At 34.1% G+C, this 14,461-nt stretch carries 18 protein-coding genes; 17 read left to right on the plus strand and 1 reads right to left on the minus strand.

All coding sequences use genetic code 11. The features are described 5' to 3' along the window. The first annotated feature begins 304 nt into the window (after positions 1-304). From AWM68_RS05805 to AWM68_RS05875, 16 genes are all read left to right on the plus strand, one after another. Positions 305-661: a DUF4257 domain-containing protein gene (locus AWM68_RS05805; protein ID WP_066238419.1), complete on the plus strand. Its 357-nt coding sequence runs from the start codon at positions 305-307 to the stop codon at positions 659-661. Positions 662-777: 116 nt separating this feature from the next. Beyond that, entirely contained in the window at positions 778-1,050 is a 273-nt protein-coding gene (locus AWM68_RS05810) for a hypothetical protein (RefSeq protein ID WP_066238422.1), read from the plus strand. A gap of 212 nt (positions 1,051-1,262) precedes the next feature. After that, positions 1,263-2,084: a hypothetical protein gene (locus tag AWM68_RS05815; RefSeq protein ID WP_066238427.1), complete on the plus strand. Its 822-nt coding sequence runs from the start codon at positions 1,263-1,265 to the stop codon at positions 2,082-2,084. 285 nt (positions 2,085-2,369) lie between these two features. Then, positions 2,370-2,834 carry an LPD11 domain-containing protein gene (locus AWM68_RS21855; RefSeq protein ID WP_231868376.1) on the plus strand — a complete coding sequence of 155 codons (465 nt, stop codon included), beginning with the start codon at positions 2,370-2,372 and terminating at the stop codon, positions 2,832-2,834. A gap of 37 nt (positions 2,835-2,871) precedes the next feature. Further along, positions 2,872-3,033, plus strand: a complete 162-nt coding sequence (locus AWM68_RS21295; protein WP_156488316.1) for a hypothetical protein — start codon at positions 2,872-2,874, stop codon at positions 3,031-3,033. Positions 3,034-3,196: 163 nt separating this feature from the next. After that, entirely contained in the window at positions 3,197-4,039 is an 843-nt protein-coding gene (locus tag AWM68_RS05825; RefSeq protein ID WP_066238429.1) for a hypothetical protein, read from the plus strand. Positions 4,040-4,165: 126 nt separating this feature from the next. After that, positions 4,166-4,858 carry a hypothetical protein gene (locus tag AWM68_RS05830; RefSeq protein ID WP_066238435.1) on the plus strand — a complete coding sequence of 231 codons (693 nt, stop codon included), beginning with the start codon at positions 4,166-4,168 and terminating at the stop codon, positions 4,856-4,858. A gap of 9 nt (positions 4,859-4,867) precedes the next feature. After that, entirely contained in the window at positions 4,868-5,437 is a 570-nt protein-coding gene (locus tag AWM68_RS05835) for a hypothetical protein (RefSeq protein WP_066238438.1), read from the plus strand. Between the two features lie 23 nt (positions 5,438-5,460). Next, complete coding sequence (locus tag AWM68_RS05840; protein ID WP_156488317.1) at positions 5,461-6,486, plus strand: phosphoadenosine phosphosulfate reductase family protein; 1,026 nt, start codon at positions 5,461-5,463, stop codon at positions 6,484-6,486. Positions 6,487-6,713: 227 nt separating this feature from the next. Then, positions 6,714-8,111 carry a DNA cytosine methyltransferase gene (locus AWM68_RS05845; RefSeq protein WP_066238442.1) on the plus strand — a complete coding sequence of 466 codons (1,398 nt, stop codon included), beginning with the start codon at positions 6,714-6,716 and terminating at the stop codon, positions 8,109-8,111. Between the two features lie 17 nt (positions 8,112-8,128). Continuing rightward, a complete protein-coding gene (locus AWM68_RS05850; protein WP_066238445.1) occupies positions 8,129-8,317 on the plus strand; it encodes a hypothetical protein in 189 nt (62 codons plus the stop codon). A 292-nt stretch (positions 8,318-8,609) separates the two neighbouring features. Further along, positions 8,610-9,776, plus strand: a complete 1,167-nt coding sequence (locus tag AWM68_RS05855; RefSeq protein WP_066238450.1) for a hypothetical protein — start codon at positions 8,610-8,612, stop codon at positions 9,774-9,776. A gap of 2 nt (positions 9,777-9,778) precedes the next feature. Next, positions 9,779-10,018 carry a hypothetical protein gene (locus AWM68_RS05860; protein WP_066238452.1) on the plus strand — a complete coding sequence of 80 codons (240 nt, stop codon included), beginning with the start codon at positions 9,779-9,781 and terminating at the stop codon, positions 10,016-10,018. 152 nt (positions 10,019-10,170) lie between these two features. Then, entirely contained in the window at positions 10,171-11,535 is a 1,365-nt protein-coding gene (locus AWM68_RS05865) for an ankyrin repeat domain-containing protein (RefSeq protein WP_066238455.1), read from the plus strand. A 138-nt stretch (positions 11,536-11,673) separates the two neighbouring features. After that, on the plus strand, positions 11,674-12,519 hold the full coding sequence (locus AWM68_RS05870) for an RNA ligase family protein (protein WP_066238458.1): 846 nt from the start codon (positions 11,674-11,676) through the stop codon (positions 12,517-12,519). An 81-nt stretch (positions 12,520-12,600) separates the two neighbouring features. After that, positions 12,601-13,719: a helix-turn-helix domain-containing protein gene (locus AWM68_RS05875; protein WP_066238461.1), complete on the plus strand. Its 1,119-nt coding sequence runs from the start codon at positions 12,601-12,603 to the stop codon at positions 13,717-13,719. Between the two features lie 53 nt (positions 13,720-13,772). On the opposite strand, the gene AWM68_RS05880 is transcribed toward AWM68_RS05875, so the two are convergent. Then, on the minus strand, positions 13,773-13,976 hold the full coding sequence (locus AWM68_RS05880; protein WP_066238464.1) for an alpha/beta-type small acid-soluble spore protein: 204 nt from the start codon (positions 13,974-13,976) through the stop codon (positions 13,773-13,775). A gap of 133 nt (positions 13,977-14,109) precedes the next feature. Here AWM68_RS05880 and AWM68_RS05885 point away from each other — a divergent pair, with 133 nt between their 5' ends. Continuing rightward, positions 14,110-14,379, plus strand: coding sequence for an AbrB/MazE/SpoVT family DNA-binding domain-containing protein (locus AWM68_RS05885; RefSeq protein ID WP_231868377.1), 270 nt, complete (start codon positions 14,110-14,112; stop codon positions 14,377-14,379). Positions 14,380-14,461: the final 82 nt, after the last annotated feature.

The raw sequence follows: 14,461 nt of genomic DNA on the forward strand, positions 1-14,461 counted from the left end.
AAGAAATCCCTTATAAATAAAATAATAGTAAATATCAATTAACCTATGTGCAAAAGAATACATAGGTTTTTTTCATGAAAATAAAATATTGTATTAAATGTAAATATATAGTAGCATCAAATTGTAATACTTTTTAATTTTTTAATTTTTTTGCAATTCCATTTGGAATTAGCGGGTTTAAAAGAGACGACTGCTGCCTTTGGGTAGATGGATTTTACCAAGTTTTTTTGTGGTGAAATCTGTCATCCCAAGGGCTTTTTTTGTTGTCTTTTGCGGCACAAAATAAAGAGAGGATGATGGAATTATGTTAACAAATTTAATTATTGCTACAATGGTTGGGGGATTTATGGGAGTTTTAACACACATTAAGCGTAACAAAACGATTAAAAAACCACGTAATACAAAACGTACATTTGACCCTGGTTTCTTGTACGATTTCGCCTTTGGTGCTGTTGCTGCTTTGGCAGTTGTCATTGTTGCAGATCCTAATGGATTGGAAAGAGTGATTTTAACGGCTATCTTAGGCGGTTATGCTGGTGAAGGTGCAATTGCTAAATTAGAGGCTTCTACTAATAACAGTAAAAACGAATTAACAATTGATGCTGTTAAAGGTTATAACGATGAAGTTATAGAGTCTGACAAAAAGCAGGAACAAAAGTAATGTTTCTGTTCCTTGCTTAACCTTACATATTATGGATGTTAAAGCATAATATGATATAATATACATAACAATTGACGGATTTTATTCATGTAAATCGTTGAAAGGAGAAACGGACTATGCCAAGAATGAAAGACATTCTTACTAAGGAAGAAGATCAAAAAGTAAATGAGTTGTTTATTGAGTTATTAGACGCTCATAGTAAAAAAGAAGCGAAACTGATCAAAAAAGAAATCGACGAAATTTACGAAACTGCAAAGGAACGTTACTTTTCTTCTCTAAAGGGAAATAAAGAGCAATCCTCAACTAAAGAGAAATTTTTTAAATACACTTTACCTAAAATCAGATTAAAGGAAAGTCAACCGCAAGAAATTCGAGCTGTACTCGCTTAAGAGTGCAGCTTTTTTTATATTCTAAAGAAAAATGTAATCTAAATTCTTAAGCTAGTAATAAGTGGACAAGGAGTCAGCTGATTGATAGTGTGCCACCGAGCAGTCATTTTTTTGGACTATTAACTAAAGTAGAATTTTAGTGTTTAATTTAATATAGAGGAGATTATACAAACGTAAAAAATTAGTAGTATTTTAATTAGGGGAGCGAGTGTATGAAAAAGTTTTTTGATAAATATCCAGATTTATATATTGTTTTAGCCATTTTTGTTCTCTTTGTAATAGGCTTTTGGTCATCATACATTTTTGTATTTGTTTCAACACCAATCGGAGTAATAAACACTAACCATTTAAGTGATTGGGTACAATGGATGGGGTCTTTTACTGGAGGGGTAATAGGAGGGATTTTAGCGTATATTGGTATTAAGATAACGTTAAAAAATCAGCGAAAAGAAATTCAATATGAAAATAAAAGGAAGGCCCTCCCATACATGAATGTAAAAAGTGGTGGGGAATATGATTATAAAAATAAATATATCCAATTAGACTTTAACTTTACTAAGGAATCTAAAAAACGAGAGAGAAAGGATATAGAAGATACTGCGAGGACAGCTATATCCATTGAGAATGTTGGAATGCGTGAATTATATGATTTGTATATTGGGGATATTGAATCAACGTATTTTAGTGCAGACCATGAAATTTATAGTGTAACTCCTATTCTCTACTGCAATAAACCTTTTGTAATTAATCTCTTCTTTTATGAAAAAGGATCATATGACTCCGATGAGTTTCCCGAGCGTTACAATACATGGGGTAGTGATATCGTATTTAAATTTTACTTTAGAGATTGTTATGATAACTGGTACCGCCAAAAGATAAGTATCTCATTTCAGCATAAGATCATTGCAGAGGTTGAACATGAAAAAAGAGCTTTAGAAATTAATTATGTAAAAAGTGAAATTAAATCTATACCAGAAGAAATTTCCGAAAACGATCTACCTTGGAAAAATGGAAAATCACTTTGCTATTTATAAGATGAATAACTCCTTTTTCAGCAAAAATAGCAGTTGAGCAATTCAAATAAAAAGGAATTGTAAGTATTTATGGAAATTGCTATAATTTACTTGTAATACTTTTTGATTTTTTATTTTTGTGCAATTCTTTAATTGCGGAACTAACAAACTACTGCAGTCTTTGGACTGATTTTGACACTACCATTGTGTCTAAAATCAGATTCTTCCAAAGGCTGCTTTTTTGTTGTCTGCGGAAAGGTGGGTAGATTAAGCGTCTCATTAAAAAATATATAGGAGGAATGGAAAATGGACAAAAATACAGCAGAAATTAGCAACAAAAGAACTATGGAATTAGTAGGTGTGGACGATTGGGCTAGACCCGTTTATAAATGTATTGAAACAAATCACTTGTATAAAGACATAACACTTGGGAGTGACAACCCATCTTTATATTGCTGTGGAAATGTTTTTGAAGGTGAACCTGGTTTCCCAATCGACAGTGATTTAGAAATCCGTTTTAACCAAACTGTGGAGAGGCCAAGTCCTGAAAATCGTTTTAACTATATGTTATTAGACAGGTTAAGAACCGATTGTGATTATTATTTAGGCAATGGAAACAGAAACCCCAAGAATTTATGGGCAAATGATGAAAAAGAGCAGATCGCAAAAATGAAGGAACTGTATAATGGTTTTACTGAAGAGGATAAACCTGAGTGGTTAACATACGAACAAATTGAACAGTATGAAAAGTCTATGGTTAATAATGATTAACTGTTGATTTGACATATTATGTGCAGGAGGTAAACAGATGAAATTAAAGGTTTACTTAGCCGATATTCTATTTTTTATAGGTAACAAGTTAATTATTCAATCTGCTTTATTGATGGGGTATAAAGATACCGCAGAGGAATTAAAGAACGCACAAGCACATTGGTTAAAGTCAGAAGCGTTTAAAACAAAGAATTATTAAACATTTCGAAGATATACCGTCATTCCAAATAAGATATCGGGGCTAATATAAAAAACTGTAAGAAGAGTTGCTGAAGTTAGTATGTGCTAACATAATAAAATTTTTTAAGAGCAAAGAGACGTTTATGTTTCTTTGCTTTTTCAATTTCAGGAGGAATTAACTTATGAATGAATTCGTTTATGGATATGTAGACGGTGAACAAGTAATGATTGCAAACACTGTTGAACAGGTATGCGCTTTTATTATGAAATATAAATATGAAAGTGTGAAAATCACGAACTTCTTTGATGAACTTCTGATTGAAACATCTATGGGATTTATTATGTATTGTAGAGACCAAACATATTTAGCTAATAATCTATTGCCAACACTGGCACCAATGCAAATGGGAGATACCGAAATTCCGGAATTTGTGCCATATAAGGAAAAAGAAGAATCTAATGAAATGGATGATCAAGAAGATTCAAAATGGGTTCAAAATGAATTAGGAAATTATTTAAGTTTCCATATTATGATTCCTTACTTTAATGATCAATACCCAAAATATCATGTGTTGAAGAAGTCAGAGCATGATGAATGGGTAATTGGTGTCTTCTACAAAATGATAGGAGAATATGTACCTCTTGAGGATGAAGGAGAGGAACAGCTCGTATTTGATACAGCAGAAAAAGCTATTAGTTATGTTGATATTGAATTAGAAGATAACAGACATAGCAGTTTAATGAAGATTAAGGAAGCAGAAATTATTAATACCGGTGGAAACTGTATGGTATTACTAATGTCGGTATCCAATGGAGGTAACATAAGATCAATTGCAATCAGTAGTGATTCAATTGGTGCATACGAAGTTGAAGATCCTTTTGAAGTTGACGACATGGGAGAAGTAACACTTTGGTTCACTGATAGCTGGAAAGAGCTTGAAAAGAAAACGAGTATTACTTTTGCTACAGAGTGTCGCCAGTATTTCGAAAACCACTGGAACTTCGAACATGTACTAAAAGATTAATAGGGCAGTATTAAAAAATGGTAAGAAGGATTGCTGAAGTTAGATATGTACTAACAAAATAAAATGAGTAGAGCAAAGGAGCCATTAGGTTTCTTTGCTTTTTCTATTCTAGGAGGAAAAAAGACAATGCATATCGCTATTCCGTTGAGTATGATCCGTGAACCAAATCGAATATCTAGTAAGCATCCCGCTGATTTATTAGACACACCAGGTGAGTACTATGAAGTCACCATTTTAGAAAGTAATGATTTTGGTGATGAATCTCATGTAGTCATTCGTGGTGAATTTAGAGGGTGGGATTATGATTCAGATAGAGGAATCGCTTATGCGATCATAGCAAAAATGGGAGAAACAAGAGGATACGAGTACCACAGAGAGGATATTGTCGCTGTTAAACAGGTTGAAAAATTCTTTGAACCTTATAAGGGTAGAGAAATCTCTATCGGGCAGCGCGTAGATATTTATAAGAATCTTCATTTGGATAACGGTTATAGCATTCGTTGTTCAAAGACAGGTCTTGTATTAGCTCATTGTAGTACTGTACTACTTAAAAATGCTTCATTTCATGTTTCTGAGAGTGGTAGACAAAAAACGGTTAAGGAGAAAAGGAAGCGGGTTCATGCTTATGTTCGCGGCGAGTTGGTAGCGGTTAATACTGAATTTCCACAAGACTTTGTAAAGGTATTGTATAACCCGTATCTAACAGAGTTTTTCTTGGATTCTACTACCCGAGATCCAATCTATCAAGCTGATGAAGTTTTCTTTATGGGACGACATGCATACCGAAAGAACAGAGATATCAATCTCTTTTCGAATTGAGGTGTTTTGATGAAAAAGAATTATCCGAAATGGATATTCAAAACAAAAGGCGAAGTAACGGCTGCATTTAGAAATCTCCAATGTATTAATGGATTTCCAATAGCTGTACGTGTTGGATTAGATGGTGCAACAGTGTTTGGGAAGAATGATTTATCTCCTAACTTGCACTATATGAATAAAGAAGAGTTTGCTTGTTTAGAAGATTTTATAGGCAAGGGGCGAAAAGGCATTAAAGCCTTTGAAGTTGGCTGTATACGCTTAGATGGAAGCCTATGGTTTTCAGATTGTATGTATGAGCCTGGCTTAATAGAAGAAGATTTTAATGACTTAAAGTCGTTATTATTTAACTTCTACGTTAACCATTTGCCAACTGAAAAACAGACAAATCGAATCAAGAGATTAGTTGAGCATGTAGGAGAAGATAGAGTAAAAGATTACTTTCTATCTAAGTTCCCTGATGGTGACTTCAAAAATATGAATCGGCAGCAAGCACAAAAGGTGATTACTGGACTTCAACTTCTGGAGCCAAGAAAACCTATTTATAATGTGTACGCTGATCCACAGTGGCTTTACTCATAAAAAATCAAAAAGGGGATAGAGAAGTGAAAAATCACATCATATTCTTCAGCGGAGGACTATCTAGTTTCTCAGTAGCAGATTATGTAAAGAAGAACTTTCCGAATGATAATATATTGCTTTATTTTACCGATACGTTGTGGGAAAGTATGGACCTTTATCGATTTATAAATGAAGCTTCAGATAAAATGGAACTTCCTTTATTAACGCATAGCATGGGCTTAACTCCTGTCCAGCTGATGTTTGAGCAGAAGGTTATCTTTAATAGTCGGATCGGTAATTGTTCCAAATACTTAAAAATGAAAGTTGCTGCAGATTACTTGAAAAAGGGGAAGCGGCCAAACATTGAAAAGTGGCGGAATAAACAATATCTAAAACATGAGGACTTTACAACAGAAGCAATCCTGTACTTTGGTATTGGGTTTATGGAATCTCATAGAGCCGCTCCGATACAAAAAAACTGGCAACCGTTTAAGGTTGAAATGCCTCTGATCAATCAGCTTTGGTTTGAACATGCCCCAGTATTAGAAGAATACTCCATACGTCAGCCTATTCTCTATGATTATGGATTTAGTCACAATAATTGTAATGGCAGATGTGTTAAAGCTGGTATGAGTCATTTTAAACGACTGAGATCTACAATGCCTGAAGTGTTTAAAGAACTTGTAGAACAAGAACACTATTTGAAGCTTTATGTTTCTGAATACCACTACATTAAGAATTTAGAAGTAGACGGTTTGACAGAAGATGTTAAAGCTTTGTGGCATGAGAAATTGGATGATGCTTACCGTGATTATTTTTATGGTAGAGCTAAAAGGCCAAAAGTATATATTCCTACAGATCTTTTCATTCAGCAATATGGCTTTATGAAGAGAAAAGGTAGTGCTTACCCGCTAAGTCAATTTTCAAGGGATTTAAGCGGACATAAAGGCTCTACTAATGAGGAAGATATCTTTGACTTAAAACATGATGAGGGTGGATGTGGCTGTTTTGTTGACTTCAGTACACCCTTGTTCGATGAATCAAATAATCAAATTGCTATTAATTTATAGGGAGAGATAAATATAAACACACCAAAAAGTGAAGTGAATGAACAGCCTATGATACCAGCTAAGGTATTTGGTTATGAGGTTAGGAACCTTACTCATTTAACGGATAAGGAATATGAAGACTATATCGAGGAAAAGCATGATTCATTCCTCCGTAGTTTAAATGATTAATAAAATCTACGAACAGAGCCGCTGCATAGTGGTTCTGTTTTTCGTTAGGAGGAAAAGTATTGGATAGCAAAGTGAAGATGATCAGAAACCTACGGACTTCTGAAAGAAATGGAAACCCCCGTATTTTCTTAGAATCTACTGTCTTAGAAGCGGGTAATTTTGCAGTTGGAGAACATATCTCTTATACGATTACTAATAATGCTCTCGTTATTCAAAAAACAGAGGACCCATCTTATAAAGTGGCCAAACGTAAGAGACCGTCATGGAAAGAACATAGACCTTTGATTGATTATTGTAACGGTGACTTAGGTATTCTTTTTCGAGCAAAAGAAAAAATAGACATCCTGGTATCTGATTCAACAATCGTCATTCGTAAAGAACTTTCCTTTGATTTGTGTGTGATTGGTCAGCCTCGACTAGAAGGAGAACAACCTTTAAAGAAACTTACTTTTGCGAGTTTTCCGTCCGGCGCAGGAGTAGCTAGTGCTGCATTAGAGGAGACGGGTTATTTTGAGAGCAAGATGGGAGCGGATATTTGGGATTTAGCAGTAGATTCTTATCTACACAATTTCTCAAATGGTTCTTTATACTTTGGTGATCTTCGGAGTATAAATCCTGCTTATATCCCTTCAGTAGATGTAAGTTGGTTGTCACCACCGTGCGTTGAATTTTCAGCACTCGGTCAACTAGGAAAAGGTGTACTGGAAGGTTTAGGTGTTCATTTTGCAAGGGTTGTAATGGCAACAGGTTGTAAGGCGATCATTATTGAACAAGTGCCACAGTACTTTAAATCGCGTTCTTTTGAACAACTAAAGGGATTACTTGCCCCGATGTTTCCGTTTTGGAATGTGTCAAATATAGACGCATTTGATATGGGAGCTGTAGCGGGTAGACGAAGAGGTTATGCGGTTGCTTTTGCAGATAATGAAGACTTTCAATTTCCCGCTGTTCAGAGCTTACCAGAGCATAGACGAACAACCGTTCAACAAATAATCGGTAACGATTGGGAAGAAGGAGATTGGAGAAAGATAGAAGGTTCTACCATGCAGCATCTTCTAAATAAAAGCGGAAATAACAATTTCACCGCGGAGAAGAATCGAACATTAGTTGGCCTAAACGACAAGAAGGTTAGTTGTTTTATTGCCAACTATTCAAAAATCAATGTAACCAGCAGCTATTTTGTTCATCCAGAGAATCCTTCATTATGGAGACCTTTTCGTTCTGATGAAATTGCCAAGTTTTTAGATGTTCCGGAATGGTTCTCTTTTCCTGAGAATGTTTCTGAAAATCAAAGAACAAGACTACTAGGGCAATCAGTAGCGGCAAACGTTGTTAAAGCGATTGGAATTGAAGTGGCTTATACATTGATGAAACAAAAAGTAAGGAAAACAATAGATCAAAGTTTTGTTGTTCCCGTACAGAAAAACCAAAACAATCAACTAGCCTTCATTTTATAAGGCAGAAGGAGAAACAGATGAACGAAATAGGTGTTCAGCAATTTAAAAATGAGGTAGCGATTGGTGATGTCATAAGTGCCAGCACCCTTCACCATTCATATTGTGGAGAGGTTCTTGCTATCGAGGATAAACATTGTGTTATTAAAGAAAACGATTTGAAGTTTCACATCTACTTTAATGAGATGTGGATATTTTACAAAAGTTAGGGGACAAATTTTTGAAACACATTCTTTCCGAATCTCATAAAACGGGGGTATTAGCATGGAATTTCTAATTAATGCATTACAAAACACATCGGTAGGATTATGGATTGTAGCGATAATCGCTTTGATCGTCGTAATAAAAATAGTTCGTTCCGTAGTTGCAAAACTGATGGGACTAGCATTTACCGGGATAGCTTTATTCAGAGTTTATCTTTTCATGAACGATAAATTCTAAATATAAACTTTTGAAGGGGAGTTTTCATTAACTCTCCTTTTCTTATAAGGAGGATTAATCATGTACGCAGAGTACAGTTTAAATGCTCGAAAGGTTGAGCGGGAATTTCAACGTAAAGTTACAAAAAGAGGGTTTTTCCAAACCGCTAAAGGCTGCATGAATTATGTAGTAGGATACGGTAAAGATAGCCTGTCATTTAAAACAGACAAGAGTAAAGACCCATTGAAGATTAATCGTAAAACTATTCGTAAAGCGATTAGTTTTTTCTTCTTTTCAAGAACGAGCATACGAGAAGATATGGAGAAATTCAGTAAGTTTTCTTCCGCTATCTTTGCTATCGTATATGCCTGTTTTGAAAAGAATTCAAAGTTGCAGCTTTTAAAGAATGGACTATACAGACTTTCTTTACTCGGGACTCGATTCTTTGCTAGTGGTCTTGAACGAGATCCGGCAGTTATGAAACTCTATAAAGAGATTAACGGTAAATATGTACTCTATAATTACATGAGTATTTTGGAATCCCCAAATTGCCTGCAGAAACTCGACGAACATGATATGTACTGTTTAATTGATAGCGGTGCATTCACATTGTTTAACCAAAAGAAAAAGAAACGGCAAAAGCTTCAGCATGACTTATTCAGTGAAGAAAGTCTCGATGATATGGTATTGGAAGGGTATGCACGTTTTATGAATGCAAACAAAGACAATCCCAGGATCATAGGTTTCCTGCCTTTAGATTGCATAGGGAATGCTGAAAAGACAAGAGAGAACTATACGAAACTAAAAGCACTCACAGACGCCAAAATCTATCCTGTATGGCAATGTACGGATTCTTTAGGGGAATTGGACACTATAGTTCGGGAAGAGCATGAGATAGTCTTTATTGGCGGTCTTGTGCCTTATGTAAGCAAGAGAAAAGACTTCATAAGAGATGTGCTTAATCGAGTAACAAATCGATACCCAAACGTAAACTTTCATTTGTTAGGGATTGCTGATGAATTACTTATTGATTACGGCATCTTCTCAGCTGATTCTACAGCGTTTTTAAACGCTCGGAAGTATGATGATGGTCGTAAGGTATATATCCCAAATGGAGAACGTGTAGAAGCACCAGAACATATGTCTACGGTGGGTATAATCAAACAAAACTTAATGTTTCTTAGCGGATTAGAAGGCTGTATAAACCCTCAATTGTCCATTAATGAAATGTTTTTGGAGGGAGCGTAATAATGGAACCATATTTCAGCTGCTGCCACAGATACGCTGAATGCGATTATGGCAGGAAAGAGTGTTGTTTCGCTGAAACAAAACCAGATATGAAAGAACGTTGTCGGTGTTATGACTTAAAGAGAACAAAGAATCTAGAGGTAATAAGAGGGGAAGAAGAAATATTTGAAGAATTCACAGCAGAAGTAAGTACAGATGATAATCAAGATCCGCTTTCACTTGAACAATTAAGTTTATTTTAAATGTAAAACCGTTTGTAGCTTGTGCTATGAACGGTTTTTTTGCTTACCATAAACTTGCCTAAATACAAATTTAAAGTAGAACAAGAAGGTTTTTTATTTTGACAGCAGAATTTATCAATATAATCTCTGTAAAGTTAGAAAGGAGCTAATATATGCATCCGGAAATTTATTACTCCAGATTAGAAGTTAAAGATATTTACAATGATATTGAAGCTCGAGAGAGTTTAGAGTTTAGTCTAAAAGCGTTTGGAAATGAAATAGATACAGATGAGGATATATGTTTAGCTGAAATTAAAGGGCATATTCTTGATAATAAGATCTCCCATCGAAGCATTTTAATATCAGCGGATATGATATCTGCTCAAATTTGTCATTGCATTGAAAGTTTTTTTGTAATTGAAGAACCTAAAGATTTTCTGGATATCATTGCAACAGAAGATAAAAGACTGCCGATATGGGGAAGAGTTGCAGTATTAACGGATTTGGTGATTGAAGAAACCTATCAAGAAGAATTTAATGATGATATTCTCAGTGAATTTATAGACTATATTCAGACCACTAAAGGAGTAAATTTCATTATTATTCATCCAGAGGAATGTCCGATTATTAAAGATTCAAAGAATCCAATGCAAAGTACAATGGAGTACTTACATACGGAATATGACTTTATTTCTTCAGAAGGTAGCCACCCTTATATGCTTTTAAAAACAGAAATAGAAGAACTATCACCATTTGAAAATGAGGAATTATTCGGAGATGACGATGATGAAGAACATGAAGAAGAGGTTTTTCATTCTATTATGACAGATGTTATTTCTTCTATGGTATCTAAAGTAATGACCGATAATACCATATCTCTTAAAGCAAAAGCTATTTATAATTTACTAGTAATACATGATTTTGAGCTTCATGTTAATGATTTGGTTCATATTGCTAAAGAAGGAAAAGGCGCAATTATCAATGGCATGAAAGAACTTTTTGAAAAGAAGTATATTGATGGTGATTTAAAGAATAGTGAGTATGGTTTTAATCCGGAAATGTTCTTAAATGAATTAGAAAGTATAAAGGAAGAATTAGAAGATGATTTTCAAGAATCAGAGATATACGCTGAACTCAATCAACGAAACGAAATAGAACCAAAATATCAGATAATATTTGGAGATAAAGAGTGGTACTCATCCTATTGCCGACCTTTAATTGCAAGGTCCATACTCATGAAAAAGGATATGGACATAAACGATAGAATGAAATTTGGTAATACAGCATTAATATATGCATCGTTTCATGGAGACATAACTATGGTGAAAGCGCTCTATGAACTAAATAGTGATGTATTTAAACACAATGAAATTGGTGAAAATGCTTTTACCGCTGCTATTATCGTTGACCAATCACATATCGTTAGGTATTTCCTTAATTCAGGAACAACACCATTATCAAATGCAGAAGGGATAAGCGCACTTGCCATTGCTCAATCCCATAGCAGTACTAATTGTATTAAGTTGCTTGAAAAATAATATATAACCATTCTATTAAAAAAGTACTCTGGATAAGAGTGCTTTTTTATTTAGGTTATATAATTTCCCTCTAATTCCCACATCCAAAATGATTCTTTGTTTACCTGCTTATTGATAGAATATGTGCAGGTGATTAATATGTATTTAAGTCCTATGTTACTTCATAAGAGTGAGCCATTTTCTAATTCTGATTGGATATATGAACCCAAAATGGATGGGATTAGAATTACAGTTTCAAAATTTAAAGGAAAGATCAAAATTTGTACTAGACATCATAATGATGTGACCGAACGCTTCCCTGAGCTGTTTGATATTCCAATCAAAGAAGATTTTGTCCTGGATGGTGAGATTATCGTTTATGATCCAGAAAGTAAGAAAATTGATTGGGAGCTCTGTATGGAACGGTTTATGACCAGGAAATTTGAAAAGCGGAAGTTGCTGCCGGTTAACTATGTAGTTTGGGATATTTTACATTATGATGGTGAAGATTTAAAAAACCTCACTTTATTAGAAAGAAAGCTTATACTGGAATCTGTATTAACAGATACGGAGATTGTTTCAAAAATAAGATATATCAAAGAGCATGGAGAGAAGTATTTTGAAGCTATCAAGAATATAGATCTTGAAGGCATGGTTGCAAAACATATTGATTCTACATATGTAGTTAATCATCGTTCAAAAAATTGGTTAAAAGTGATCAACTGGAAGTATGTTGATGTATATATTACGGGATACAGAAAAGAAAAATTTGGGTGGTTATGTTCGGTTGAGGAACACGGTAAACTCCGTACAGCTGGTGTTTTAGAATTAGGTACTACTCCAACTGACAGAAAAGCTTTTTATAATGTGGCCAGTAGCATCATTCAAGAAGAGGACAGTAATTATACTTATATAGAACCGAAAATTAAAGCAAGAGTAAAGATAAGGAACTGGACTAGAAATAATATGTTGAGAACTCCCGCTTTTGATGCATTTATAGTTTAGTTATAAAAAGGGTAAACATCTCCATTTGGCGAAAATGTCAGGTGGAGATGTTGTTTTCTTTTTACGAAAGGAGGAAGAAATATGAGAGACGATTCAATCATTATTCCGTTAGAATTTATACTGGACAATAAACATACTCACGAAATGGTAATTAAGGAGATTGAAGAAATAAGTGTACTTCAAGTAGTTGAAAACGTTGTTCAAGAAGAAGAATATACTACTTTCTATATAAATTTTATGAACTATTTATGCTATTGGTTCTTTATGAGTGAGTTTAAACAAAAAGAAGTTTTTAAACTTACTACACTATATCTTGAAGAGGATAACTCAGCACTCATCGAATCAATTAAAAAGAAATCAATTAATTGGGAAATTGAGCATGTTGAAAAAATTTTGACCGAAAAGGGTGGATGGTGGAGTAAGAGGGGATATGAGAGATCATGGTACGAATTAGCAGCATTATTATCCAAAGGGTACATTGATGTTGATGTAAAACCTTGTCCTATTTATGAGATCCCAGGAAAAAAGCAATTTAATGATGAAGGTATTCATGATTATTTTTTCTACCGGGCTGCTAGAGACTCTAAGGGAAATGAAAGAATTGGTATTATGAATTGGTGTGCATGGAAGTGGCTTAAAGAACAGGGTGAACCACAACCAATATTACCTACAAGCGGATGTAATGTTTTTGCTGAAGAATTAAGAATATGTGTTAAAGTCGGTGAAGGTAATCCTACTTCAATCTTATCAAATCATCTTATTATGGGAAAAACGTATATACATATTCCCTATGGTGATACTCTTACTCTCTATATTTTTAAAGGAAATGAAAAATTTAAAAATTGGAGTATGAGAAAAGAGACAGAACGGTTAGATATCGCTGCTGAAGTAAATAGGTTTTATGAATTAGCTCGAGTTAAACAGGAGAAAGATGAAAAACTAAAACAACAAAAGTTTATTGAATCTGTCCAGTTAAAAAACATTAATGAAAATAAACTTCTTAACAATGAAACGATCATGAATATTTGTAGATACGATGAAGATAGTCCATTTAAAAATTCGTATATCTCCAGTGATAAGATAAGAAATTGGATAAAAACAGGTGAACTGAATGGAGTGAAAGACGGTAATCGGTGGTATGTTTCAAAAGCCGATTTAAAAAATTTCCTTAATAAACAAAAGCCAGATAAGATGTTTTAATAATAAAATCCCCGAGATACTTCGGGGATTTTTTGTGGAGGTAAAACCTATATCTAACGAGTAAAGCCGCTTAAATTTGATTGAGCTAGTGAAACTAATCTTTTAGTGATTTCTCCACCAACTGAACCATTTTGGCGGGAAGTTGTATCGGCCCCGAGATTCACTCCAAATTCTCTAGCAATTTCATATTTCATGGAATTAATAGCTTGTTGTGCTCCTGGAACCAATGCTTGATTAGAGTTTTGTTGTCGTGCCATTTTTAAGCTCCTTAACTTGTTTGATTTGAGTTTACTTTTAATTTGTGTATTTTTTACAAATGTATACATAACTTTCCAAAATTAATTATAATATGATTATCAAAATTAGATTTAAGACTAGGAGAAGAATATCATGTCAATAAGCGTAACACGTGAGATGGATCATTTAGGACGCATTGTTATACCAAAAGAAATAAGAAGAAATTTTGGAATAGAACATAACGATCCAATGGAGATATTTATTGATGGTGAGCAGGTAGTATTAAAGAAATATGTACCAAATTTCGCATGTGCAGTTACAGGTAAAGTCTCTAGTGAAAATAAGAAATTTGGAGAAAAGGGTCTTATTTTAAGTCCTGAAGGGATTAAAATCATTTTGGAGCAGCTGGAACAGAGAAAATAAGAGCTAGAATTTGTTGCTCTCTCAAGAATTACCTGTATAACACGAACATATATTCTTATATAATGAGCGTAGGATGGTGATT

Origin of the sequence: Fictibacillus phosphorivorans, from assembly GCF_001619875.1 — a bacterium.
Classification (GTDB): Bacteria; Bacillota; Bacilli; order Bacillales; family Fictibacillaceae; genus Fictibacillus; species Fictibacillus phosphorivorans_B.

Excerpts from the sequence above, each read along its gene's own strand:
- AWM68_RS05805 (WP_066238419.1), top strand. The coding sequence starts at position 305 with ATGTTAACAAATTTAATTATTGCTACAATGGTTGGGGGATTTATGGGA.
- AWM68_RS05810 (WP_066238422.1), top strand. The coding sequence starts at position 778 with ATGCCAAGAATGAAAGACATTCTTACTAAGGAAGAAGATCAAAAAGTA.
- AWM68_RS05815 (WP_066238427.1), top strand. The coding sequence starts at position 1,263 with ATGAAAAAGTTTTTTGATAAATATCCAGATTTATATATTGTTTTAGCC.
- AWM68_RS21855 (WP_231868376.1), top strand. The coding sequence starts at position 2,370 with ATGGACAAAAATACAGCAGAAATTAGCAACAAAAGAACTATGGAATTA.
- AWM68_RS21295 (WP_156488316.1), top strand. The coding sequence starts at position 2,872 with ATGAAATTAAAGGTTTACTTAGCCGATATTCTATTTTTTATAGGTAAC.
- AWM68_RS05825 (WP_066238429.1), top strand. The coding sequence starts at position 3,197 with ATGAATGAATTCGTTTATGGATATGTAGACGGTGAACAAGTAATGATT.
- AWM68_RS05830 (WP_066238435.1), top strand. The coding sequence starts at position 4,166 with ATGCATATCGCTATTCCGTTGAGTATGATCCGTGAACCAAATCGAATA.
- AWM68_RS05835 (WP_066238438.1), top strand. The coding sequence starts at position 4,868 with ATGAAAAAGAATTATCCGAAATGGATATTCAAAACAAAAGGCGAAGTA.
- AWM68_RS05850 (WP_066238445.1), top strand. The coding sequence starts at position 8,129 with ATGAACGAAATAGGTGTTCAGCAATTTAAAAATGAGGTAGCGATTGGT.
- AWM68_RS05855 (WP_066238450.1), top strand. The coding sequence starts at position 8,610 with ATGTACGCAGAGTACAGTTTAAATGCTCGAAAGGTTGAGCGGGAATTT.
- AWM68_RS05860 (WP_066238452.1), top strand. The coding sequence starts at position 9,779 with ATGGAACCATATTTCAGCTGCTGCCACAGATACGCTGAATGCGATTAT.
- AWM68_RS05865 (WP_066238455.1), top strand. The coding sequence starts at position 10,171 with ATGCATCCGGAAATTTATTACTCCAGATTAGAAGTTAAAGATATTTAC.
- AWM68_RS05870 (WP_066238458.1), top strand. The coding sequence starts at position 11,674 with ATGTATTTAAGTCCTATGTTACTTCATAAGAGTGAGCCATTTTCTAAT.
- AWM68_RS05875 (WP_066238461.1), top strand. The coding sequence starts at position 12,601 with ATGAGAGACGATTCAATCATTATTCCGTTAGAATTTATACTGGACAAT.
- AWM68_RS05880 (WP_066238464.1), bottom strand. The coding sequence starts at position 13,976 with ATGGCACGACAACAAAACTCTAATCAAGCATTGGTTCCAGGAGCACAA.
- AWM68_RS05885 (WP_231868377.1), top strand. The coding sequence starts at position 14,110 with ATGTCAATAAGCGTAACACGTGAGATGGATCATTTAGGACGCATTGTT.